Origin of the sequence: Olivibacter sp. LS-1 (assembly GCF_008245145.1) — a bacterium.
GTDB classification, from domain to species: Bacteria; Bacteroidota; Bacteroidia; order Sphingobacteriales; family Sphingobacteriaceae; genus Olivibacter; species Olivibacter oleidegradans.
The window spans coordinates 5,938,513-5,962,056 of record NZ_CP041643.1 but is presented as its reverse complement, the minus strand read 5'-3'; the positions used below and the strand labels follow the sequence as shown (position 1 = coordinate 5,962,056).

Here is a 23,544-nt window from a genome sequence, read left to right as displayed (position 1 = left end):
CTTGAAGGTGAGCAATGGCTGCTTTCGCAAAAGTAAGGGCATTGGATTATCAGAAACAGGCAGCCACAGCCAGTGCACAACAGCAGGAAAGGCTACTGTTTAGCAACTTTCAAAATGCGATAAACCAGTACAAGCAAGAGCTGCAAGAGTTTAACTATTACCCGCAGAAAGCCGTGCCCAATGCAAGGGATATTGCTTCTGCGGCCCAATTGGGTTATCGCACCGGCGACTTAGTTACGTCGAATATCTTTACGCTATGGAAACGGCTACAGACATACAATTCGACTATTTAAGAAGCATTCAGCAGGTCAATCAGTCTATTATTACTATCTATTCGCTCATTAACCAATAAGATAAAAATGAAATTCCATATAAATCAAATAATAACGGTAGCGATAATTGCTTCGGTACTTCTTATTTCAGCCTGTGGCAATAATAAACAGGAAAGCGACAAGAACCCAAAACAAGAAGCTAAAGCAGCGGAAGCCCACGAAGAAGGAACAGCAACCATTGCATCGCTTACCGAAGAGCAAATAAAAACGGTAGGTATAGAATTGGGTTCAATCCAAAAAAAGGGACTTACCGCTACCATAAAAGCCAACGGTTTGCTCAGGGTGCCCAATAACAACAAGGCCAACGTAACTTCTATATATGGCGGTGTGGTAAAGGCACTTACTGTACAAATAGGCGATCATGTAAAAAAGGGACAGGTAATTGCTACAATTGCCGACTACTGCCGCTGTACCCAATGATGCTATTGTAGAAGCAGATGGCAGGTATTTTATTTTGCAGTAACGGATAGAGAACCAGAAGGATATGCTGAAGAAGAGGAAACACAACTCATCGGTTTTCTTTTTTTACGCTAATAAAATAGGGCCGTGCGCATTATGTACCATTTTTCTTATCTTAATTTAGGCCTGCTATCAGGATTTTTCCTAATGTTTGTGATGATCGCTCTGTCATCTTTCGCAGTTTTTTCGCCTTCGGTAATATTTATCGTAAAATCAACAGTATGTACCACCCCATCTATCCGAAACTGCACCCACAATCTGTAAATGCCAGCTTTTTCGACATGGGTTTCAGCATAAATTGGAAAACCTTCCTTTGATACAGGGTGGATGTGTAAGAAGTTTTTATCGACTTGGCCTATCATCACAATGTGCGCGGGTGCTCCGAGATAGTTTTCCATATCTTTTTCCTCTAATTTGCGACCATCTTTCTCCACAGTGAATTGCAAGCGTTGGTTTCCATTTGTCTTAAAATCATTTCCGTTTAACAAAGTTACAGTAAACCCGTCCGTGGCGGAGACAAAATTAACCGCAGTTTCTGCTAATTGTAAAGTCTTTTCACCCGTTAAATTGATTTCCTGCTTATTGATATCTGCCCCGGCGCCGATTGGTTTGTAATCAACAAACAACAAGTATTTTCCTGCTGATGGAAATGTTTCTAAAACGCTGTATGTTCCGTCTGCCTGTTCTTCAGGGTGGGTATGATTAAACCAGCTTAGGTCTTCATCCACTACCAGAAAATGCATTTTCCTTTCATGCACAACGTCCAATGGTACATTTTTGCCATGTTTGGTAATGGCAATGGATAGTTTTGTCGGTTTACCCACTTCGATCGCTTGTGGCTCAGAAGCAATTTTTACTTCAAATTTTCCTTTGCTATCGGAATGTTTGTGCTGTGCGTGCTGGTGTGTGTTCATATTTGATGATTTATTTTTATTGCATTCTGCATTGTAACGGCTTAACATTTCCAAGAAACCGCTGATTGTAGCAATATTGTTTTAGATTATGTGTTTAACCCTATCAATACCGTTTTAATATTAATCTAATTGTCTAAATGCGACTTTGAATTGGGTAATGCCGAAACTCCGTACAACAATACAGCCACGGCTAATACCATTTTTATACAAATTTTAGAATTGCGATGAAGCGCTTATTGGTTCAGCCTTAAAGCCTTTACTTTTGATAATCGCTACGATTTCATCTTCTGTAATACCTTCCGATTTTACGGTAAGGATTTTATCATTATTGGCGACGTCCACATTCCATTCGCAAACTCCATTTGCATTATCCAAATCTGATTGTACTTTTGATACACAACCTCCACAATTAAGGTTTGTCTTGAACTGAAGATTTTTATTTTTCATTTTCTTTTAATTTTTATTATTGTCTATGATACAAAGTTGAGCAAACAAAGGCTACTCCTACTTACGTTATTCTTGCTTTAATTTGTAAAATTTACTGATTAATATTTTATTCGTTATCCATGTCTTTCATACCCTTCTCGCCTTATTGTTTAAGGGTTTTGATAGAAATCGTCGCAATTAATGCCGTCACCACACATACGATGCCCGCCGAGAAAAACGCGGTCTGAAAACCGGCGTTTAATGCTTCAATGTCGGCTTCACCCTTTATTTTTACGGCCTTGGTTTCCATAGCAGAAATAGCTACGATGATGGCCAATCCGAAAGCAGAACCGACCTGATAACTTGTGTTTACCAGCCCGGAAGCGAGCCCGGTTTCTTCAGGTTTAGCGCCCGACATGGACGCAATTGTCCCCGGTATATAGGTTAAGGACATACCCACTGCACCTAATAAAGAGGCTGGCAGGACATTGATTACGAAAGACCCGTCTGCAGGAATATTGCTAAACAGCAACAGCGAGCTTGCAAGTACCATAAGCCCGGCTATTATATTTGATTTAAAACCAAACCGTGCTACGAGTTTTCCAGTAAAGCCTACCATCAGTACCATAATGGCGATGGTCATGGGTAGCAGGGCGAGTCCGCTGTGAAAGGCGGAATAGTGCAGGATCTGCTGTAAGTAAAGATTGAGGAAAAACCATAGCGGTATCCATGCTCCTGCCAATAACGCCATTACGAGGTTACCAGCTAAAAGATTGGGGACTTTAAAGATTCCTATGGGGACCAGAGGTTCGCTTTTTTGCTTCTGCACTATGAAGAAAACAATGAACAAGACCAATGATAAACCAAATAGGAAGGTGGTTCGTGCTGACTGCCAACCTGCATGTTCTGTTGATACAATGGTATACACCGTTAAAACAAGTGCAGCTGTAGTCAGTACTGCACCGGCAACATCCACTTTCCCTTTTCTAGTGGCGCCCCTCAGCAATAAGCGTTGACTGAAAAGCATTACAAGAAGTCCAACAGGAATATTAATCAGAAACACCCAATGCCAGGAAAGCCATTCGGTAATCACCCCACCAAGGAAAACCCCTGCCGAACCTCCAGCAGCGGCTGATGCCCCCCAGAAACCGAAAGCTTTGTTCAGCTCTTTAGGGTCGGTAAACTTGGATATGACCAGCGTAAGGGCTGCTGGGGCAATCAATGCCGACCCTAAGCCCTGTAAACCCCTGCCCATATTAAGTGCCGTTTCCGACCAGGCTATACCTGCTAACAACGATGCGGCAGTAAGGATAGCAAATCCCCACATAAAAATCTTGCGTGCCCCGAAAAGATCAGACAAACGTCCGCCAAGTAGTAAAACCCCACCAAACACAATCACGTACGCGTTAAAAATCCATTGCAGGCCGGATTGTGAATAGCCCAAATCTTCTTTTATTGCAGGTAGTGCCACCCCAATGATTGACGTGTCCATGATAACCACAAACTGTGCAGTACATAGCAAGAAAAGTGCTGCCCAACGTTTGGGGTATGGAGCAGCTTGGTCTGTCGCTTGTATTGTTTCCCTATTCATCTTATGAATTGTCTTTAAATTGTTCTTCTAAAATTTATCTTTTATCAAAGGCTCAAAAGCCCCAACGTATGTTGCAGTTCTGTATGGAGTACCCGCAGATTATAGGTTGCCCGCAGGTGGTTTATCCTTGCCTGTGTCAATGCCAGTTCTGCATCTGTCAGTTCAAGTCTTGAACTCAAGCCATTTTCAAAGCGATTTTCGTTCATTTGGTAGTTCAGCTCTGCCGAGTTTACCGTTGTTTTCTGTATCTCCAATTGCGATTTTGCTTCTTTCCATTTGCTGATGATAGTGGCCAATTGCGTTTTGATTTCGTCCTTGAAATCGTTCAGACGTATCTGTTCCTGTTGTAATCTGATATTTGCCTGACTGATCTGAGACCTAGTTCGGTTACCATTAAAAATGGGGACAGAAAGCTGCACACCTAAAAACGACGTTCTCGGCCAGGCATAATCTCCAAATCGCATGTCATCGGATTGCGCCTGCACTTGATATTGCCCTATCAACGATAGTGTAGGCATTAGTTCTGCCTGTGCCACTTTCATTTTTTTTTGTTGAAAATCAATAGCCAATTTTTGGACGCCCAAATCCTTGCGGTTTGCTTCTGCGGTTTTCAATGCTTCATCTACTGTGTAAAACTCGTACTGACTTCTCTGTAGATCAACATCGAGTTTATCGCTCAATTGTATATCGTTTGTTTCCTCCAAACCAATAAGCCTTTTTAGCTCAATGGTAGACACGTTAATACTGTTTTTTAGATACGAAACCGAAGATTTTAAATTTTCAACAGCGATAAAACTCCGTAAGGTATCAGATTTTAATGCGCGCCCCTGTAAAAACAGTGACTGGGCATCCTTCAGTGCTTTGATATTTCGTTGCAGGCTTTGCTCCAGCAAATCTAACTGTCCCATCATCATCAATATACCGAGATAGTTAGTAGATACCCGAAGCGCAATCCTGCTGTTGAAGTCTGCTGTTTTTCCGTGCTGCATCTTTTCGTTGATCAAAGCTGCTTTTGTTTGTCGCTTTATGCTGGGGGCAAAAATGGGTTGGTAAAGGGATATAAATCCATTGTAGGCATTTCTGCCACCTACAGCTATCTCTTGTACCGGCTTGCTCGTGCCAGCAAACGAGCCGGGCAGGAATATTGTCTGTCTGTCAAAGAAATGGGAGTAGGCTACGTTTGCCGATATACTTGGCAGCAAGGTGCCTCTCTTCTCCCGTGTCAGTGCCGCAGCGTGAATTTCCTCCAAGACCTGCACCTGCAGCGCCTTATTTCCCTCACTTGCCATTCCCAAAGCATCTGCAAGGGATAACAGTTTTTTCTGTGCCTGTAAGGGGCTGTGACCACCTAATAACAGAAAAGTTGTAATAATTATATATGCTGTTTTTTTCATTGTGACTTAATCGAAATTTATAACTAGGACACTGCCGATTCGCTTATTTCCTCTATGTTTTCTTCCACAACAGCCTTTCTGCGCTTACTGCTGGATAAATAGGAGTAAACTGCAGGAATAATAAATAGTGTGAGGATGCCCGAAAAGACCAAACCTCCCGCTATCACAATTCCTAAAGACTGGCGACTGTTGACAGTAAGGGCGATCGGCAATGCCCCAAATATCATCGCAAGCGATGTCATCAAGATGGGACGGAAACGTTGTTCGGCAGCTGTTATAGCCGCATCAAGCTTAGATAATCCGGTATCTTTTAGATGATTAGCGAATTCTACAATCAAAATTCCATTCTTTGTGATCAGGCCTACCAAGGTAATAATTCCGATCTGGCTGAATACGTTTAGGCTCTGGCCAAACCAGTGCAAACTGAGGACTGCGCCTGTTACTGCCATTGGCACGGTAAGCATAATGGTAAGCGGGTCGCGCAGGCTTTCAAATTGTGCCGCAAGTATCATATAAATAAGCACCAGCGCCAATATAAGGGTAAAAGTGATATTGCCTTGGCTTTCGGTGTAGTCGCGTGATTGTCCAGCCAATGAAGTCTTAAAGTTTTCTCCCAGCACATCGGCTTTTATTTCTTCAATTTCCTGTATGGCTTCGGCAAGGCTAACGCCGGGTGCGGGTGCAGCTGATATGGTGGCAGATGTGTATTGATCGTACCGGTAAATGGCTGCAGGACTTACCGCTTCCTCTGTTGTGATGAGGTTGCTTAAGGGGATGATCTGGCCTGTTGTGGAATGGACATAGACAGCATTAAGGTCTTTGATGTTATTCCTATGCGAACGAGACAATTGTCCGATCACTTCATATTGACGATCGTTACGGAGGAAATATCCATATCGCTGCCCGGAGAGAGAAAGCTGTAGCGTACGGGCTACCTCCTCTATGGAAACACCCATTAGGGCGGCCTTTTCACGGTCTATGCTGATTTTCACCTCGGGCTTATTGATCTTTAGGTCAGCATCTGCAAACATAAGTTTTTTACTCTGACGTACCGCTCCCAAAAATTTTGGAAGTACGGAAGTCAGACTGTCCAGATTTTGTGCCTGTAATACAAACTGTACGGGCATACCACCACCATATCGTGTACCGATTGTAGGCGGCAAGTAAGGAAATAAAAGAAATCCCCTGAAATTGCCCGATGCTGCTCCATATTGATTATACAGGTCCTGTATGGAAGCTTTTCTTTCTTTAGGATCTTTCAGGTAGATACTTTGTACGGCAATATTGACAGGTGCTGGGGCCGGAATGAACGAAATGGCCACCATCGAGTAGGTCTGGTACAATCCATCAGTAGAATCGTTTACGTATTTACCTACCTCCATCATGTTTCTTTTCATGTAATCGAAGGAAACGCCTTCGGGAGCAATGGCAATTAAGTTCATATTCGAACGGTCTTCTACAGGAGCCAGTTCTGATGGTAATTGCTTCCCTACGAAATAGATGAGCCCCGTAGTGGCTATCAGAAAGACCCAGGCCAACCATCTGACCCGCATAAAATTCTTAAGTAGATGGGCATATCCGTTATTCAATCGAACAAAGAATGGCTCTGTGACCCGGTAGAACCATCCCGGTCCCTCTTTCTTTTTTAGGAAATAAGCACTCAGCATAGGTGTAAGCGTTAGCGCTACAAAGGCTGAAACCAATACAGAACCAGACACAACGATAGCAAATTCCAGGAAAAGCTGACCGCTGATACCGCCCATGAATACGATAGGCAAGAATACGGCAGCTAAGGTAATAGTCGTAGAAATAACCGCAAAGTAAATTTCCTTAGACCCTTTAAATGCTGCCTGAATAGGTGTCATGCCTTCTTCTATTTTTTTATAGATATTCTCCAGCACTACAATAGCATCATCCACCACCAGCCCAATTGCCAGCACTAATCCTAAAAGAGTGAGGACGTTGATGGAGAATCCAGCTATATACATAATAAAAAATGCAGACAAGATCGAAACAGGAATCGCCAGCACAGGAATAATAGTGGAACGCCAGTCACGGAGGAAAAGGAAGATAATCAGCACGACTAATCCGAATGCAATAAATAATGTTTCTTCTACTTCCTTAATGGATTCGCGAACGGAGCGTGTAAAGTCAAAACCGACGATCAGACGATAGTCCGTTGGGATATCCTTTCGCAGTTGTTCTAGGCGTCTGTAAAACTCATCCACTACCTCAATGGCATTGGCATCCCGTTGAATCTGGATGGCCACCCCTACGCCGATACGGTTCAAGTTTCCGGTTTCATTGATGATGGCTGTACGCTCATTCATTTCACCAAGCTCCGCAGTTCCAACATCTTTCAATTTAATTACCGTATTGCCGGTTTGCTTTATCAGCATTTCATTAAACTCTTCTGCGGTTGTAAGCCGACCAAGTGTCCGTATGCTTAGCTCACTATTCTCGCCGTCTATCCGGCCGGCCGGAAGGTCAATATTTTCCCTGAGTAGAGCTTGTCTGATATCTTCAGGCGTAAGTTTATAAGTCGCTAGTTTTACGGGGTCAAATCGGAGCCGCATGGCATATTTATGCTCGCCTACGATAGCTACGTTGTTAATGCCAGGAATAGACTGCATTCTGTCTTTGATGACGGTTGATGCAATATGACTTACTTCTTTGATGTCCTTGGTATCACTTTCAACTTCAAGAAAGGCAACCAGATTATCCGCCGAAGATGCCTTCTGAACAATCGGTGGGTCCACATCAGCTGGAAGTTGCTTACGGGATTTGGCCACCTTATCTCTAACGTCATTCAAGGCGTCTTCAATATCGGTGTCGCGATTAAATTCTATTGAAATAACGCTTACCTGTTCCCGTGATTCGGAAGAAATTGTACGGATACCGCTTGCTTCAGCAATGGATTCTTCCATTGGTCTTGTAAGTTTGGAGGCAATTACATCAGGGCTTGCTCCGGGGTAAAACGTGATAACAGAAATAACCGGCGGTTCTGTCAATGGAAATTCTCGCACTCCCAATTGTTTCCATCCTATGATACCCAATATAACCAGCAAAAGAGAGAATACTCCTGCCAATACTGGTTTTTTTATACTTAGTGACGATATACTCATAACGTATTATTTTTTGATATAATGGCTTTTACTGGCATACCCTCGCTAATGCGTAGCATATTGGAGATAATGATACTGTCGCCAGTGCTTAAACCAGATGTGATAACAGCTTCTGATTCGGTTCGGTTACCTATGGTAACTGCCACAGGTTTCGCTTTTCCATTGGCTAGAATAAAAGCATTGTACCCACCCTCACCGGGCATGAGGGCTTCGGTTGGTACGCTTACGCCTTTAGCACCTTGGCCACTGATACCAAAATATATCTTTGCAGACAGACCCGCTCGGAATTTTCCATCGGAATTATTAGCCATGGCTTGAACCTGTAGGCTTCTGCCAGAAGCATCAAGTCCGGGTTCGGTCGCCACTACGGTAGCCTCAAGTTGTTGCTCAGAAAGCTCAGTAGTAAACCGTACTTTCGTTCCAGTACTTATTAATGGCAAGTATCTTTCGGGAATGGAAAAATTGATTTTGACACTGTTTTGGTCTTGCAAGGTAACCAAATCTGTACCAGGCCTTACATATGCTCCGGTATGCACTTTTGAAATACCAATTTTTCCTGAAAAAGGGGCTTTGATCACCGTCTTGTCAAGTTCTACGCGAAGCAATTCCTGTCGTGCCTCTAAGGAGCGGAAGTGCATAAGTGCCTCGTCGTACTCCTGCTGTTTTACGGTTTCGGTTTTCAGAAGATTGTACAACCGCTGTTTATTCAGTTGTGCCAGTTCCAGTGCAGCCTCGATTTCCTTTAAACGGGATCTGATATCGGCATCATTCAATGTGTAAAGTATAGTTCCCTGTTTCACGTAGCCACCATCTTTAAAAGCCACTTGGGTGATTTTTAAGGGTAATTCGCTGACAATGGATACTTCGCGATAGGGCATCATTGTTCCTACCACGATTTCATCGTGATTAAGCTCTTTTTCTTTTGCGATCATAATATCTACGGGTAATTTGGCTGCATCGTCATGAGCAGTCGCCGTTTCTTCTAATGCGTTTTCAGGCTTGCTCTCACAGGCAATCAATATATTACCCAACAGGAGAATCAAAACCCCAAACCTGAGTTTCGTATATTTGTATAACATGGTCTTATTATTTAATTGTGCAACAAATGATTAAACTTTATTATTTTATAGCGTGATAATTGAAATTTTTACAGTATTCATATGCTGAATTAACACTACAAAGTTGATCATTCACTAAGGGGTATGAATACGCAACTCCTTGTTTGATTTGTAATATTTACTGGTTTTTTTGCGTTCTAAAGATAATGTATGTAGCCAATGTCTGGCAGATACTTGCAGCTATCACAGGCATGGTATTTATTTATTGAATGGAAAGGTATTTCGAAATTTATTTTTAAAAAAGCTTCAGAAAAAAGAGCATAAGGAGGAAATCCTGCAACACTATTTTTGAGCATGTTATGTGCTTCAATGACTGGGACTCCATAGAGCTTTTCAAATTTGCCAATACTGTATTTTGAAAAAGAACCGTAGTGTAGGATAATCTTTAATGATAGCGGAATTTTTATTGCAAACTGCAGGGCTAAACGAGCTACTTCCTTTTTAAAGTTATTGTACATTATTTCAACCTGGGTAATGGCATCATCAAATGTGGGGATGTTATTGTATTTGTAAAACAGTATAGCATCACCCTCGATTTCAGAAACCTTTAGTGCTAGACGATTGCTATCCAAAATCGATTTCAGAAGTTTTTCAGTTATATATCTACCGACGAACATATTGGTATTAATGACAAAATCAGTAAACCCTGATATGTCCGGTATCATCACCATTCCTGTTTTATATTGGGTAATCTGTTCTTCCATGACTTAGGATTTTAGTATGATGAAAAGTTAGAATAGTATTTAAGGGTCTCCATATTGGGTTCAATCTTAACATGCTTTAACCTAGCGCATCACCCTACGAATTTTGCGAATTTATATTTAATTCATTTTGTATCAGACATATCCGGCCCGTTGATTTTTCATTTGCTGCTCAAGACGCTGTATTATTCCTGCTCCAATTAGGAAGCGGGATACCAAACCTATTTTACTTGTTCTCATCTTATGTTTATTTTATGACACTTCTTTATTCCCTCAAACTGACTATTCAAATAGCAAAGGCAAAGGTCGGATTGTAACGTAGGAGCAGCTATACGAAATGACGGTTAAATGTTATGAAATTTACTTTTTTGAATGACTTATATGGGCCGCGAACCATCAGAGCTAAGTGCTTCATCCCTCCGCATGTTGATGATATCCTTTTTTTCCTGCTTCATCGGTTTAAAATAGCGCGATGTAAAGCCCGTGTATCTTTTCAACTGGTTGGATAGATATGCCTGACTGCTATAACCCAACCGATGAGCAATTTCGGTCAAAGACATTTCGGTATAAACCAATAACTCTTTTACCATTTCAATTTTTCTGTGAATGATATATTTTTCAAGCGTCACTCCCTCAGCCGAAGAAAATAAGGCACTTAATGTATTGTAGTTCTTGTGCAGCTTATTACTAATTAAGGTTGTGAACTTAGTAGGCGTTCCGCTATCCAGTTGCATCCTGATACCTTTTTCCACTAATTCCTTTATCATATTTATCGTCTTTTGGTTCTTGTTGTATATCAGTTCAAAACCATTACTTTTCAACATCGTTTTGATGGCTTCCAACTTCTGTAAAACCACTTCTGTATCTTTTAAAACCATCTCTCCCAGTTTTATATTTAAAACCTCAAAACCCAAAGCTGTCATTTCCTGTTCAAGAACATATATACATCTATCGCACACCATTCCTTTTATCAATAGTGTCATAACATCTAGACCGTTTTAATCTCTTTATTCATAGATCAAAATTCAGCATTCGAACCCAGTAAATTATTATGATATTCCAGCTTTGATTTGTGAAATTTTATGAAAAGCAATATTTCAACATTAAATATTATAAAATAAAGGGGAAAAAGTATATAGCTACTCCTGCTGTTCTTATAGAATTTTGTAGCAGGTAACATCCTAAAAAAATGAAGAACAAAAAAAGTAATGAACATCAGGTTATAAAAGTGCTGAAAGACTACAACGCTGGGAAAAGCGGTCTGGAGCTTTACGAGAAATACGGCGTTTACGGCACAAATATTTTTGAACTGAGACAAAAATACAAGAATTTAGGAATGGATATTCTCGTAGAATTAGTAAATTTAAACGAAGAAAACGGCAAGTTAAAAACAATGTATACCGATCTGTACGTGCAATATCGAAAACTCAAAGATTTGCTGAAAGAGGATTTTTGAATGGATATGTTTACTGTACGGTAATGCATACATCCGCATTCAGTGGATAGCTTTGGCATAGTAAAATTATTCCCTCCGCAATATCTTGCTCGGTCAATGCACCACTATGAAGCATCCGAATTTCACCGCCTGTTTTTACCGCCCAGCAAGCCCCACAGGTTCCCTTCCTACAGGAGCTAGGAACTTTGATATGGTGTGCTTTCATCGCCCCTAATAAAGACTGCCTTGGCTGAACTTCAATGAGTGATGTACATTCAAAAGTCTGCATTTCATCGTTCACATAGTTGTCCTCATAATAGTTTACAATAACATCTTTGGTAGTACAGTCCGTTTCCATATCGTTTGCATCTATCTGTATTGGATCAAAATATTCCATATGGATATTTTCCTCGGGGATTTTCAAGCCAGTGAGTGCATCCTTATATAAATCCATTAGCCCAGTAGGTCCGCAGATGTAATAATGGGCATCATTAACTGCCGAAACTAGCCTTTTGATGACTGACCTGAGAACAAGCAAGGAAAACCTGCCTGCAATGTGGTTGATTTTTGTTGAGATAAATTCAGGGTCGGTGAAGGAATAGCAAATGTTCAGTTTCTCGTTTGTATGCATTGTCTCCAATTCATTCCAAAAAATGGTTTCTTGTGGCAATTTGTTACTATAGACTAACAGAGGAATTTGGTTTGTATTTTCAATGCTTTTTAACATGGAGAACAAAGGAGAAATACCACTTCCACCTGCCAACAGAACAATTTCGGATTGTTCTACAATTGACTTATCCAATACAAAATTTCCAAAGGGAGCCTCTATTTCCCAGGTTTCGATATCTGCTGCATTGTCTAAAATAAAATTGCTCATCTTTCCGCCAATAACCCTTTTAATGGTAATAGCAGGAAATTCATCAGATGGCTTAGAGCAAAACGAATACGAGCGTATCAACAGTTCTCCGTTTAAGCTAATTCTGATGTTAAGATATTGACCAGGCAAATAGGCAAATTTCTGATGCCCTGGATCAAAGCATATAGTAATCGCGTCTTTAGTTTCCTTTATAATTTTATGTGTTCGCCAGGTGTATTTCTTCATTCCCAAGTTGTTCTTACGCTACCTATAAAAAGAAAACCTCCGCTTTTACGCAAAGAGAGGTTAATAGAGCCCTTTATATAGAAGGTTGCTGGTCTGATAATTATAATTCGTTTTGGCTTTCCTGCCGTTTTCTGATGATTTCCAGCTTGTTTCTTCTTATCTGTTTGAAATGGGCAGATGTTAATCCTGTATAGGTCATCAATTGCTCAGATAGTTTTGTTGGTTTTCTATAGCTTAATGCTTTTGCAATTTGCGATATAGACTGCTCGGTGTATACAAGCATTTCTTTTACCTTTTCAACGATCCGCATTACGAAAATAATTTCGAGGCTCATATTGCAGTTGATGAGGAACATCTTGTTCAATTGTTTATAATCCGTTTTTAGTTCCTTTGTAAGCTGTACGTTGAATGGTGCAGATGTTCCTGTATACAATAGGTTCTGAATATGCTGGTCTGCTATATTGCAAACCTTTGTCATGATATCCGAACAATCGCCTGAATTTTGATTAAATAACATACCTTTTTACTTATAGACCAAGATTTTTACAGTTTTATACTTTAGAGGCGGTTTGGTAAAATCCCGGAGATGTACTAAAATATCTCCCCGAGATTTGCCAAAAAAACTAGTCACAGCATCCCGTTGAACAAGTCGAAGTTTTTCCGTTGTCGTTACCCTCTACTTTGTAACCTGCTTTTTCAATAACCGCTACCATCTCTTCTTTTATTTCGTCACTTTCAACTGAAACTGCAAGTTTTCCTGCTTCCAATCTTTCGATTTTGACACCAGCAATAGCATTGATAGCATTGTTTACTCTTGATTGGCAATGTGCACTTTGCATATCTGGTATGCTTAATTCTACATTTTTCATTTTGAACTTGTTTTTTATGTTACAAATTTCCGTATCAAACGGTGGCTATTATTATGTTATTCCATGTAAGATTTATGATTTTTACTGATTTCGAGATGCTGAGTTACGCTACAATGAACTTCCCTTTCATATAGATACAGTGACCTGGAAATGAACACAGGAAATCATATGAGCCTTTTGCTGGAGCGATAAAGGTAATTTCAGTAATTTGCCCGCCGCCAATTATATTGGTTTTAGCGATTACTGCATTTTCCATTCTCTTTGGAATATAGTCATTGTCCTTGGCATCTATCGCTGCATTGGCAAAAGCATTGAAGTCTGTGCCTTGTGCAAGTATGACAACATTATGCCCCATGGCTCCAACAGGTGCTTTACCAACATGTTTCAGCATAAGCTTTACGGTTTGACCCTCTTTGGCCTTGAGTTCGGTTTTGTCGAATTTCATATCATCGTCACCATTAATGGTAATGACTTCTTCATTTCTGTTTTCAGCCCGAATAGTTGCTCTCTCCGTTTCGGGATAATGATTTTCTATTGCTTTTTCGTTTTTAGCCGTATTGTTACAGGCATTTAAAGTGATTACGGACAATACTAACATGAACTTTTTCATTTTTACTTAAGATTTATCTGTTATCTGATACCACAATTTAGGGAGTTTTGCTACCGAAACAATACCTGAAATTTTTAGCTGTTGTATTTCCCTGGTCAACAAAATAGACCTTATGTCCGTAATAGATTTTCGGACAAGGCTAGCATTTTTTATATCGTTTTTATTCATGAGAAATTTCCTCTTTGACAGTTTAGCAATATCCAAATCTACCTAACGGCTAATGTGTTGGAAGTGTGATATAACCTGTAAAATTTGTAATTTTTACGGCTCTAAAAAAACGGCGGTTCGTTTTGAATGAACCACCGTTTAACAAACGCAATCAAGTCTAGCCTAGTTATTATTTTTTAATTTATCCGCCGGAGGACTGTAGTCAGTCAACGTTGTAACACGCACAGTGTCTACTCCGCTAATATCCCAAGTAATAGGGATCATCGTCATATAACCACACTTCGGACACATATCTCCTTCTGAACCGATCATTTCTTTATGCGAGGGACAACCGGTAATCAAATGCCCAGCTGCATCTACCAACTCGCCCTTTTCATTTCTGTTGTTGCCGATTTTTCCCGGGGATTTTTCCAGCAGTTCTGTAGCGTGGTCGTGTCCATCATCCGCAGCATGTACGTGATCGTTTTTTGCCTTTTTAGCATCGCTGCCGCAGGACGAAATAATCATGACCAACAAGGCAAAAGCCCCTATTAATAATTTGTTTATTTTCATTTTTGTTGAACTAATTTAGGAAGTTAATGATGTCACTTTTTCCATTTCAAACGTAAACTGTTGCTTACCACACTGACGCTGCTCAATGCCATGGCTGCACCGGCAATCATCGGGTTTAATAAGAAGCCGTTAATTGGGTAAAGAATACCCGCAGCAATCGGGATACCAATAAGATTGTAGATGAATGCCCAAAACAAGTTTTGTTTAATGGTTGCAACAGTCTGTTTTGATAATCTTATCGACTGCGGTATCTTGGTAAGATCAGATGAAATAATGGTCATTTTTGCCACGTCCATTGCGATATCCGATCCTTTACCCATTGCGATACTTACATCGGCGGTGGCCAAAGCCGTGCTATCATTGATACCATCCCCAACCATTGCTACTACTTTGCCTTGCTCTTGCAGTTTTTTCACAAAGTCTGCTTTATGTTGCGGTAATACTTCCGCTTTGTAATGATGAATACCTGCTTGCTCAGCAATGGCTTTAGCCGTTGCCTCGTTATCTCCAGTAAGCATATATAGGTCGATACCCATATCCTGCATTTCCTTGATTGCTGCTACTGACGTTTCTTTGATTTTATCGGAAATTGCGATTACCGATAGCGCTTGTTTGCTGCTGGCAAACCAAATAACAGTTTTAGATAGTTTACCCCATTCATCAGCTTGTTTTTGCAATTGTTCAGCAATAGTGATCTTGTTTTCGGCTAACAATTTTTTGTTGCCTACATAGTATGTTTCATTATTATGATCAGCTTTTGCACCTTTACCTGTAATACTGTCAAAATTCGACAGTGAAATAGTAGAAACTTCGTCCAGATGCTTTACCACAGCTTCTGCCAAGGGGTGCTCGGATTGCTTTTCAATGCTCAATAAAATATCTTTGGTCGCATCATCATTATTTAGCCATTGAATATCGGTAAGCTGTGGTCTCCCCTCGGTAATCGTTCCAGTTTTATCTAAAACAACGGCATTTACCTTTTTTGCCAGTTCCAGACTTTCTGCGTCTTTAATCAAGATACCCTTTTCAGCACCTTTACCTACCCCAACCATAATAGCGGTGGGAGTGGCCAGGCCCAAAGCACAAGGACAAGCAATTACTAATACGGTAACAGCGGCCAATAAACCTTGCACAATTCCATTGTTGCCTCCCAAAATCAACCATAGGACAAATGTAAGGATAGCAATGCTGATCACTACAGGCACGAAAATGCCTGCAATTTTATCAACCAATTTCTGTACAGGCGCTTTACTCCCCTGTGCATCCTGCACCATTTTGATGATTTGAGCAAGCATGGTTTCTTTACCCACTTTAACGGCTTGGAAGCGAAAACTGCCTTTTTGATTAATCGTTCCTGCAAATACCTTTTCTTTTTCTTTTTTTAGTACGGGCACCGGTTCGCCACTTAGCATACTTTCATCCACATATGAAGTGCCTGAAGTTACCATACCATCTACTGCGATTTTTTCGCCCGGTTTTACCAAAATAACATCCCCTACGTTCACCTCTTCAATGGCTTTTTGTCTTTCTGTGCCGTCTGTTTCTATTATAATAACTGTTTTTGGTTGTAATCCCATTAATTTTTTAATGGCTGATGAGGTATTCCCCTTAGCTTTTTCCTCCAATAATTTACCTAATAGAATAAAGGCAATGATAACCGCTGCGGCTTCAAAATACACGTGTGCGTGTAAACCTCTCCGATGCCAGAAGTCCATAAACAGCATATTGAATACGCTGAATATATACGCAATACCTGTACTTAATGCAACCAAGGTATCCATATTGGCAGAACGATGTTTAGTCTGTTTCCATGCGTTGATAAAAAAGTCTTTGCCTAGCCAAAGAACTACTGGAGTGGAGAAAAGCCACATGGTCTCATTGGCATAAGGTATATCCATGAAGAGCATACCAATAATGACCACCGGAAGCGATAAGATGATTGCCCAAATGGTTTTGCTTTTAAGTTTCCTGAATCTTTCGGTGTGAATCGCTTCCAGGGTTTCCTGCTGTTTGGTTTCATCTTCTATCAATAGGTCATAGCCAACACCCTGAACGGCCCGCTGAATTTTAGAAGCATCAGTCATGTTGGGTAGATATTCTACGGTAAGGTTGCCCGTAGCAAAGTTAACAGAAGCATTCACAACGCCCGGCTCGTATTTTACAATGCTTTCAACACTTCCTGCACAAGAAGCACAGGTCATCCCCAATACAGGGAAGGAATTTTTAATGGTGGGAACCCCATAGCCAAGATCTTTAATCGCCTGCACGGCTGCTGCTACCACCTCATCATTGTCCACTGTAATAGCAGCTCTATGGTTATTAAGCTCTACCTTATGGGTTTCAATGCCTTTTACCTGCGCCAATCCTTTGTCAACGATTAATGCGCAGTGTTCGCTTTCTACGTCCTCCAAAGGGAGATAAACGGTTTCTCTATTGTTATTTGCCGCCATTTTCTGATTGCTTTTATTTACAATACAAATTTGGCGACAATTATTTGGATGCCTATTGCAGAATTATGGGTTTGTTTTGTAAAATTTACTTTAAACCTTGTCCAAGGGTTTTCTTTTATCCTCTCGTATTTGCTTGAAATGACTCGTTGTAAGTCCGGTTACTTTTTTGAATTGATTGCTCAAATAGGCAACGCTCGAATAGTTTAGACGGAAAGCGATTTCGCTCAACGATAGTTCATCGTACACCAACAGTTCTTTTACCCTTTCAACTTTTTGAGCAATAAAATACTTCTCAATGGTTGTACCCTCAATTTCGGAAAACAGATTGGAAAGATAATTGTAATCGTGGTGCAATACATTACTCAATATGTCCGAAAGATTGGTTTTCGCATCATTGTCCTGATGGTGCACCAAATCAATGATAACGTTTTTTATCTTTTCAATTATCCTGCTCTTCTTGTCGTCTATGAGCTGAAAGCCCAAGGGGATCAAAGCATTTTCCATTGCCGCACGCTCCTTGGTGGTCAAATCTTTTTTTAGCGTAATTTCACCCAGCTTTACGCTATTAACCGCTATGCCAAGCTTTTCGAGTTCATGTTGAACTACGAGAATGCAACGATTGCAGACCATATTTTTTATAAATAATGTACGCATATTTCGCTAAATCAATATGAATATTTTGCATAAACATATATGACAAATGTAGAATAAAATAAGTATTTATTAAGAACGGTTAAGTGATGCGATTAAGCACCTGTATAGGAAAGTACATGAAGAAAACAGCTAACATCTGCTCTATTGTAGGGGTATATGGACAATTAACCCCCTGTTTATGCATACTATTTATGAAGGCACTTCATTGGTTATATTTTCATTGTTCATCACCAAAAATTCGCTATTGGCAATGCATAAAAAGCGGTATCGGTTTTTTGTTGCCAAGGTGCCTGATGAAAGTGCCAGCATTTTTCAATTTTGTCGAAGCTTTTTCCAATGTCTATCTTTCCCCATTGATAGCCCATTTTGTAAGACTTTCCGTTTGTGCTAATTGAACCAAATACCGTTGGGTACGATGATCCGGAAACGCCATTGGTATATTGCACAGCTTTTTCTATACGTAATTTCGTTCCAGCCGGAAATGTGACAATTTCTTCCAAGTCGGGCACTGCCATATTCTTTCGCTCTTCCACATATTGCCATTGCGGATGCAAACTATCTAACAGGATAAAGGGATAATCAGTGTTATCATTCATACGGATTTTTTCTTTAAACAGTATTGTTTCCCTATTCAGTACAACGGTTTTCCCCACTCATTCTTTGAACGGCTTGTATTTATTAAGGCTGGTGGACTTGGTTTTTATTGTGCCGTACAGGATAAGGAGAAAAAACCAACACCTCCAATGATTATCAACGCAACGATACCCATTATTTTCTTGATCGTCATATTACTTTTTGTCGGTTATATAGACCTCTGTCAATCCGTCGGATGATTTGAAACGTATGTTATATCCCGTTTGTTTCGATAGTTTTAGCGGCGGGGCATACTTTCTGTTTCAAAATCTGTACTATTGAGTTGTTCTTTTGGCTTATGGCCTTTATTCATTTCCGTATTCCTTGCAAGATAATAGTCTTCTCCTTCAACTTTGACTACTTTAAACCAGCCATAACCAATTTTTGCACCTATGGGGGTACCTTTTCCTTTGTACGCTTCGTAATGTCCAAAATAAATATCACCTGCTGCAGGAGCTTCTACCAGTCTGGGAGGTCTTGCACCATTAAGAACAGATTTTACGAGTTCATTCGCGAGGATACTTTGCAATAGTGTAGTCTTACCTGTTCCTGGTGGATCATTTACTGCCAGTATGTTGCCATTTGTTTGCTGTTCGTATACCAGCAGTGACTTTCGTTGGGAATTATTTAGCGGGAATTGATTGCTGAACTGTTCGTAGTGGCCAGGTTCTGCAAAAAGCAAATTGTCAGCTGGAATCTTTCGTATTGATTTGGGTGTAAAATCTAATATGCTGGATAGTAGTAAAGGAAAGGCTCCGCTTTTCTGAAGGTCGGCATAGGTGTTCAGGATATTTTGTGCAGAAATTAGTTTATCCGATTTGATGATGCACACTTCATGCTTCGCGTTAAATTCATCGAATACTACTTTATAGTTCCTATAACCTGTTATCTTTTCAAAGAACTTAGCGGCACTTTCCCAATAGTTGTCAAAAGATTTATAATCAAACCGATGGTTCTCCAGGGCACTATCATAACTGTCCATCGTGCTGAGAATGGGCCAGATACCTGACGCTATTGAAATAGGTTCTAAAAAGCTTCGGCATATCCAGGGCTTGCGCAGGGATTCGTCTACAATAATCGTTCCTTCATGAGTTAACTTAACCTCTATCCAGAAAGGGAAATTCTTTTTTATTTCACCTTTGTTCTTTCCGTGCGCTACTTTAGTTGATATATAAAATGGAGAGATGAGTATGTTGATAGATTTTAGATTTTCATTTGACAGATCAGATTTTGAACCAACGAAATGACCTTTTTTTTCACAGACATCTGGAGATATATCGGAAAGCTCACCATCTGCCAAGCTGTTTCTATAATATTTTAGCCAATTGCCAATAAGCGTATTCTTCATTAATGTTATAACCGGTATATTATATTTATAGGATAAGTTTGTCTCAGCGTTAAATTTAAATAAAACTTTAGGAATGCAAAAAGAATTTCGGTATACTCATAATAGATACAGAAATGTGCACATAATTTCATTTTAACTAGACTTTCAGTTAATAGTTTAAGATCAGAAATACTCCTGACATTTTGTTACCCCATCTTTTCACTACATCGAAAATCTTTACCTCCGCTGTAATGTCGCTATAAAACTTTCGCATACAGAAAAGCGACATTCACATATAGAATCCCGCTATTTAAACCAAGTTAGTTGGACAGACCTCCCTAACGCTCGAAATTCGCTATCGGATATCCAGAAAACCCGTGGCCATTGGTAGGGCGTAACCGAAAACCCTTGATCAGAGTAGGCAATGGTTTAATTATACATACAAAAAAAGATGAAACGTAAAAGTGGAAAATCCCGGATAGGAAAACTCTTCAGCCGGCCCATTACATTGCTCGCATTGGAGGCTGTTATGCTGGTAGCAGAAACTGAAGATAAATGTATCCCTTATGAGGGACTATAGAAGTAGTGTTTACCGCCCGGCGGTTTTCGACCGTCGGGCTAAATCATTAAAAAAATGGAGAATGCTCTTGTAAAAAGTCATACTCTCAGCTTTGCTATCAGTGGTATAAAGGTTCCTTTAGAACCTACAAACCCCTTCTGGTACAAATTTCAGGTGGTGAGTGCAAGCTTTCGAAATTTTCTTCCATCGATGGAATATGGAGAGCACGAGTCAAATTTCTTTAAACTGTTGACCAACCAGCAGCAAAGCTATTTTGAACAGTCACTCCCAGATGTACCCAAAAACCTTAAAGTTCGCTTTCATGGCTATGCTTTGCAGGACATAAAAGCCAGACCGGGAGTAATTGCTACCTTTCATAGCGGATCTTTCCGGATGATCGGGCATTACCTGGCAAAAAATGATATTCCATTTGTACTGGTGGTTTCAAAAGACGGGATGCAAAGGGAAACAGAGCTGGTTGATTCTAAATATGACAACAAAAAAATAGAACACCTTGGTTTTAGTCTGATCAATGCCAACGATAAAAGTAGCCTACTGCGAATAAATAGAGAATTAAGGGACGGAAAAAATATTTTAGTTTATGTAGATGGTAATACCGGAACAGGAGACGACCTGACGAGCCGTAACCTTATATCCATCCCTTTTCTGAACCAACATGTCAAAGTAAGAGCAGGGGCAGCTTTTATTTCTTACCTGAGCAAATCCCCGATTTATCCGGTAGTTTCTACACGGCAATGGAAGCGTGTTCCCTGTCTCGATTTTTTTCCTCCGATATTACCGAATAAGGAGCTTAATAGGCAAATATTTATAGGGCAGGCCGTTTCACGAATCTATAAACATCTGGAGAAAGTTGTCTCCATAAAGCCCTGGCAATGGGAAACATGGCTGCATTTGCATGAGCATGCCGATATCGTCAATCCGATCGCGGAACAGATATCCGAACCAATTATCACAGAAGGAAAAAAGAAAAGACTGATCAGATTCAACGAAGAGGATTATAGCTTTTTCAGTATAACCGGCAAATATTTTCTTTTCAGGAAAAGAGATTATCAATGTTTCGATATCGAACACTGGTTATATAAGCGGCTGGAACAGATTTACAGAAGGGATTATCCTTTTACAGTCCCTTTATTACAGCGGAATCATATGAGCGATCTCATAACCGGCAGAGTTGTTCTGGAAATCTAAAAAAGAAGAGAATATGCAATCATTAGATGCTATCAGTGCAAAGAGAAATAACGTTCTTTGCACACTTTTTTACGGAAAATGGCCTAATTTTTTTATCTTGTGGAATGATGAACCAAAAAATCCGGAAGATATGGCCACTTTTTTCCGTAAACACCCCCTGTTGTTCAATTTTATCTGTTGGATAATCTATGCCCAGTTTGTATATATCTACAACCTACCCAAAATCAGTTATGTCGACTACAGTCATATACTTTTTCTCTGCTTGTTGTATTCGATTATCTTTTACAGTAATTTCTTTCTCTTTAAATTTATCGAAAGCCGGAAAATAAATATTGGGATCGCTATATTATTGGTAATCTCCACTTTCTTTATACTGGCAGCACTGGGCTATGTTTGCATCTATGGAATATTGCCGCTATTTGGGGCTAAATTATATTATGAGGATGTGCCGTTTAAACTGAGCCTGTACCTGCGCAATATACTTTCCCCTTATATCAAATACGCCAGCTATGCCATTATCGTGTATTTTATACTGAAATGGTTTGCCAATCTGGCGTATAAACGCCGGATGGAAAAAGCACATTACGAAATGGAACGGGAAAAGTTCGAATATGAACAGGCATTTTTAAGAGCCCAGGTCAATCCCCATTTTCTGCATAATTCACTAAATTTTATCTATACAGAGGCGCTCTCTTTATCCAAGTCATTGGCCGAGAGCATCTACCTGCTTTCCATGATGATGCGTTATTCGTTGGACAATGCGGTGAAAGGCAAACAGCTTGTGCCGGTGCATAAGGAGCTGGAATATCTGGAAATTTACCTCGAAATCAATCGGAGACGTTTCGGCAAAGGAAAAAATATTGTATTTGAATTTGAAGGCGATCGCTATCTGCATTCGATTCCACCTTTGTCCTTTATTACACTTGTGGAAAATGCCTTCAAATATGGAGACCTATCAGATCCGCTATATCCCTTACAGATCAAGATCGTGGTCAACCGGGATAAGATTTATTTCTATAGTTCCAATAAAAAAAGGATCAGCAAAACATTGGATACTTCGGGCAGCCATGTTGGCTTGAAAAATGTGGAACGGAGACTGAAAGGTGCTTTTAAGAACAAGGCGAGACTTAGTCGTACGGAAGACAATGAGATTTATACAGTTGAGCTATTTATTGATTTTTCCAGTGATACAAAAGAAATATAATGATAAACTGTTTCGCAATTGATGATGAACCTGCCGCACTGGAACAGATTTCCCGTTATCTGGAGCAGGTACCGAACGTCCATTTGATAGGAACCGCCACAAGGCCACTCGAAGGTTTAAAAATGATCCCGAAACTAAATGTTCATGCAGTTTTTCTTGACATGGAAATGGATGAAATGACGGGTACCGAAGTGATGCGCGAGCTTGACCCTTCGGTTAAAGTGGTGGTCTGTACTGCTTATACAGAATTTGCAATCGAAAGTATCGAGCTCGATGCAGTGGATTATCTGTTAAAGCCTGTTCAATTCGATCGATTTGCAAAAGCAGTGGAAAAGCTGAAGGAAAGGATACTGCACAGAACATTGGAATTACCCACAGTAAAAAACGATTACATCTTTGTACAGATCGAACATAAAGGAAAATTAAAGAAGATAGATTTCAATGATATCATTTATGTAGAAGCAAGGGGAAACGATGTAATATTCCACAAACATGATGAATTTGTATTGACTTCCATGCGGATGGACGATGTTGAATCCGAACTGCGTCTGACTGACGGTTTTATACGAATCCACCGATCTTATATCATATCTATAAAGATGATTGACCTGATCGATGAAGGTATGGTTATACTGAAAAATAAAACAGGGCTGATCATCGGAAAAACATATAAGGACTATGTTCTAAAGACGTTGTATCAACACTAATCACC

24 protein-coding genes are annotated in these 23,544 nt (G+C 40.1%); 7 read left to right on the top strand and 17 right to left on the bottom strand.

Annotation, left to right across the window (positions count from 1 at the left end):
• Window positions 1–14 precede the first annotated feature (14 nt).
• Together FKG96_RS24955 and FKG96_RS24950 are read left to right on the top strand one after the other, a co-directional pair.
• Window positions 15–293, top strand: a complete 279-nt coding sequence (locus tag FKG96_RS24955; protein ID WP_130858283.1) for a hypothetical protein — start codon at window positions 15–17, stop codon at window positions 291–293.
• A gap of 66 nt (window positions 294–359) precedes the next feature.
• Complete coding sequence (locus FKG96_RS24950; protein WP_130858282.1) at window positions 360–752, top strand: biotin/lipoyl-binding protein; 393 nt, start codon at window positions 360–362, stop codon at window positions 750–752.
• 149 nt (window positions 753–901) lie between these two features.
• Here the strand turns inward: FKG96_RS24950 and FKG96_RS24945 are convergent, their stop codons facing one another.
• From FKG96_RS24945 to FKG96_RS24910, 8 genes are all read right to left on the bottom strand, one after another.
• Window positions 902–1,705 carry a hypothetical protein gene (locus FKG96_RS24945; RefSeq protein WP_207303812.1) on the bottom strand — a complete coding sequence of 268 codons (804 nt, stop codon included), beginning with the start codon at window positions 1,703–1,705 and terminating at the stop codon, window positions 902–904.
• A gap of 213 nt (window positions 1,706–1,918) precedes the next feature.
• Window positions 1,919–2,152 (bottom strand): heavy-metal-associated domain-containing protein, encoded by a 234-nt coding sequence (locus FKG96_RS24940; RefSeq protein ID WP_130858281.1) that lies wholly within the window; start codon window positions 2,150–2,152, stop codon window positions 1,919–1,921.
• 142 nt (window positions 2,153–2,294) lie between these two features.
• Window positions 2,295–3,722: an MFS transporter gene (locus FKG96_RS24935; protein WP_130858280.1), complete on the bottom strand. Its 1,428-nt coding sequence runs from the start codon at window positions 3,720–3,722 to the stop codon at window positions 2,295–2,297.
• A 44-nt stretch (window positions 3,723–3,766) separates the two neighbouring features.
• Window positions 3,767–5,116 (bottom strand): TolC family protein, encoded by a 1,350-nt coding sequence (locus FKG96_RS24930; RefSeq protein WP_130858279.1) that lies wholly within the window; start codon window positions 5,114–5,116, stop codon window positions 3,767–3,769.
• 23 nt (window positions 5,117–5,139) lie between these two features.
• Entirely contained in the window at window positions 5,140–8,241 is a 3,102-nt protein-coding gene (locus FKG96_RS24925) for an efflux RND transporter permease subunit (protein ID WP_130858278.1), read from the bottom strand.
• The gene (locus FKG96_RS24920; protein WP_130858277.1) at window positions 8,238–9,320 is read right to left on the bottom strand and encodes an efflux RND transporter periplasmic adaptor subunit; all 1,083 of its coding nucleotides are present in this window, start codon (window positions 9,318–9,320) and stop codon (window positions 8,238–8,240) included. Before FKG96_RS24920 ends, FKG96_RS24925 begins: the two co-directional genes overlap by 4 nt.
• Before the next feature lie 176 nt (window positions 9,321–9,496).
• On the bottom strand, window positions 9,497–10,063 hold the full coding sequence (locus tag FKG96_RS24915; protein ID WP_130858276.1) for a DUF2652 domain-containing protein: 567 nt from the start codon (window positions 10,061–10,063) through the stop codon (window positions 9,497–9,499).
• Between the two features lie 374 nt (window positions 10,064–10,437).
• On the bottom strand, window positions 10,438–11,043 hold the full coding sequence (locus FKG96_RS24910) for an AraC family transcriptional regulator (protein ID WP_130858275.1): 606 nt from the start codon (window positions 11,041–11,043) through the stop codon (window positions 10,438–10,440).
• Between the two features lie 206 nt (window positions 11,044–11,249).
• Here FKG96_RS24910 and FKG96_RS24905 point away from each other — a divergent pair, with 206 nt between their 5' ends.
• Window positions 11,250–11,516 (top strand): hypothetical protein, encoded by a 267-nt coding sequence (locus FKG96_RS24905; RefSeq protein WP_149106262.1) that lies wholly within the window; start codon window positions 11,250–11,252, stop codon window positions 11,514–11,516.
• A gap of 10 nt (window positions 11,517–11,526) precedes the next feature.
• Here the strand turns inward: FKG96_RS24905 and FKG96_RS24900 are convergent, their stop codons facing one another.
• From FKG96_RS24900 to FKG96_RS24860, 9 genes are all read right to left on the bottom strand, one after another.
• Window positions 11,527–12,597 (bottom strand): iron-sulfur cluster-binding domain-containing protein, encoded by a 1,071-nt coding sequence (locus FKG96_RS24900; RefSeq protein ID WP_130858273.1) that lies wholly within the window; start codon window positions 12,595–12,597, stop codon window positions 11,527–11,529.
• Between the two features lie 100 nt (window positions 12,598–12,697).
• On the bottom strand, window positions 12,698–13,114 hold the full coding sequence (locus FKG96_RS24895) for a hypothetical protein (RefSeq protein WP_130858272.1): 417 nt from the start codon (window positions 13,112–13,114) through the stop codon (window positions 12,698–12,700).
• A 106-nt stretch (window positions 13,115–13,220) separates the two neighbouring features.
• A complete protein-coding gene (locus FKG96_RS24890; RefSeq protein WP_130858271.1) occupies window positions 13,221–13,466 on the bottom strand; it encodes a heavy-metal-associated domain-containing protein in 246 nt (81 codons plus the stop codon).
• 103 nt (window positions 13,467–13,569) lie between these two features.
• Window positions 13,570–14,076, bottom strand: coding sequence for a plastocyanin/azurin family copper-binding protein (locus tag FKG96_RS24885; protein WP_130858270.1), 507 nt, complete (start codon window positions 14,074–14,076; stop codon window positions 13,570–13,572).
• A gap of 330 nt (window positions 14,077–14,406) precedes the next feature.
• On the bottom strand, window positions 14,407–14,796 hold the full coding sequence (locus FKG96_RS24880) for a hypothetical protein (protein WP_130858269.1): 390 nt from the start codon (window positions 14,794–14,796) through the stop codon (window positions 14,407–14,409).
• A 32-nt stretch (window positions 14,797–14,828) separates the two neighbouring features.
• Window positions 14,829–17,246 carry a heavy metal translocating P-type ATPase gene (locus FKG96_RS24875; RefSeq protein ID WP_130858268.1) on the bottom strand — a complete coding sequence of 806 codons (2,418 nt, stop codon included), beginning with the start codon at window positions 17,244–17,246 and terminating at the stop codon, window positions 14,829–14,831.
• 90 nt (window positions 17,247–17,336) lie between these two features.
• The gene (locus FKG96_RS24870) at window positions 17,337–17,900 is read right to left on the bottom strand and encodes an AraC family transcriptional regulator (RefSeq protein WP_130858267.1); all 564 of its coding nucleotides are present in this window, start codon (window positions 17,898–17,900) and stop codon (window positions 17,337–17,339) included.
• 227 nt (window positions 17,901–18,127) lie between these two features.
• Window positions 18,128–18,496 carry a hypothetical protein gene (locus tag FKG96_RS24865; protein ID WP_130858266.1) on the bottom strand — a complete coding sequence of 123 codons (369 nt, stop codon included), beginning with the start codon at window positions 18,494–18,496 and terminating at the stop codon, window positions 18,128–18,130.
• A gap of 275 nt (window positions 18,497–18,771) precedes the next feature.
• Window positions 18,772–19,881 carry a hypothetical protein gene (locus tag FKG96_RS24860; RefSeq protein WP_130858265.1) on the bottom strand — a complete coding sequence of 370 codons (1,110 nt, stop codon included), beginning with the start codon at window positions 19,879–19,881 and terminating at the stop codon, window positions 18,772–18,774.
• A gap of 430 nt (window positions 19,882–20,311) precedes the next feature.
• On the opposite strand from FKG96_RS24860, the gene FKG96_RS27130 reads away from it, so the two are divergent.
• The 4 genes from FKG96_RS27130 to FKG96_RS24845 are packed head-to-tail and all read left to right on the top strand — an operon-like array spanning window position 20,312 to window position 23,539.
• Entirely contained in the window at window positions 20,312–20,440 is a 129-nt protein-coding gene (locus FKG96_RS27130; protein WP_256377669.1) for a hypothetical protein, read from the top strand.
• Between the two features lie 54 nt (window positions 20,441–20,494).
• The gene (locus FKG96_RS24855) at window positions 20,495–21,628 is read left to right on the top strand and encodes a hypothetical protein (RefSeq protein WP_130858264.1); all 1,134 of its coding nucleotides are present in this window, start codon (window positions 20,495–20,497) and stop codon (window positions 21,626–21,628) included.
• Between the two features lie 13 nt (window positions 21,629–21,641).
• Window positions 21,642–22,832, top strand: coding sequence for a sensor histidine kinase (locus FKG96_RS24850; protein WP_130858263.1), 1,191 nt, complete (start codon window positions 21,642–21,644; stop codon window positions 22,830–22,832).
• The gene (locus FKG96_RS24845) at window positions 22,832–23,539 is read left to right on the top strand and encodes a LytTR family DNA-binding domain-containing protein (RefSeq protein ID WP_130858262.1); all 708 of its coding nucleotides are present in this window, start codon (window positions 22,832–22,834) and stop codon (window positions 23,537–23,539) included. The genes FKG96_RS24850 and FKG96_RS24845 overlap by 1 nt, the downstream gene beginning before the upstream one ends.
• The last annotated feature ends 5 nt before the right edge of the window (window positions 23,540–23,544 follow it).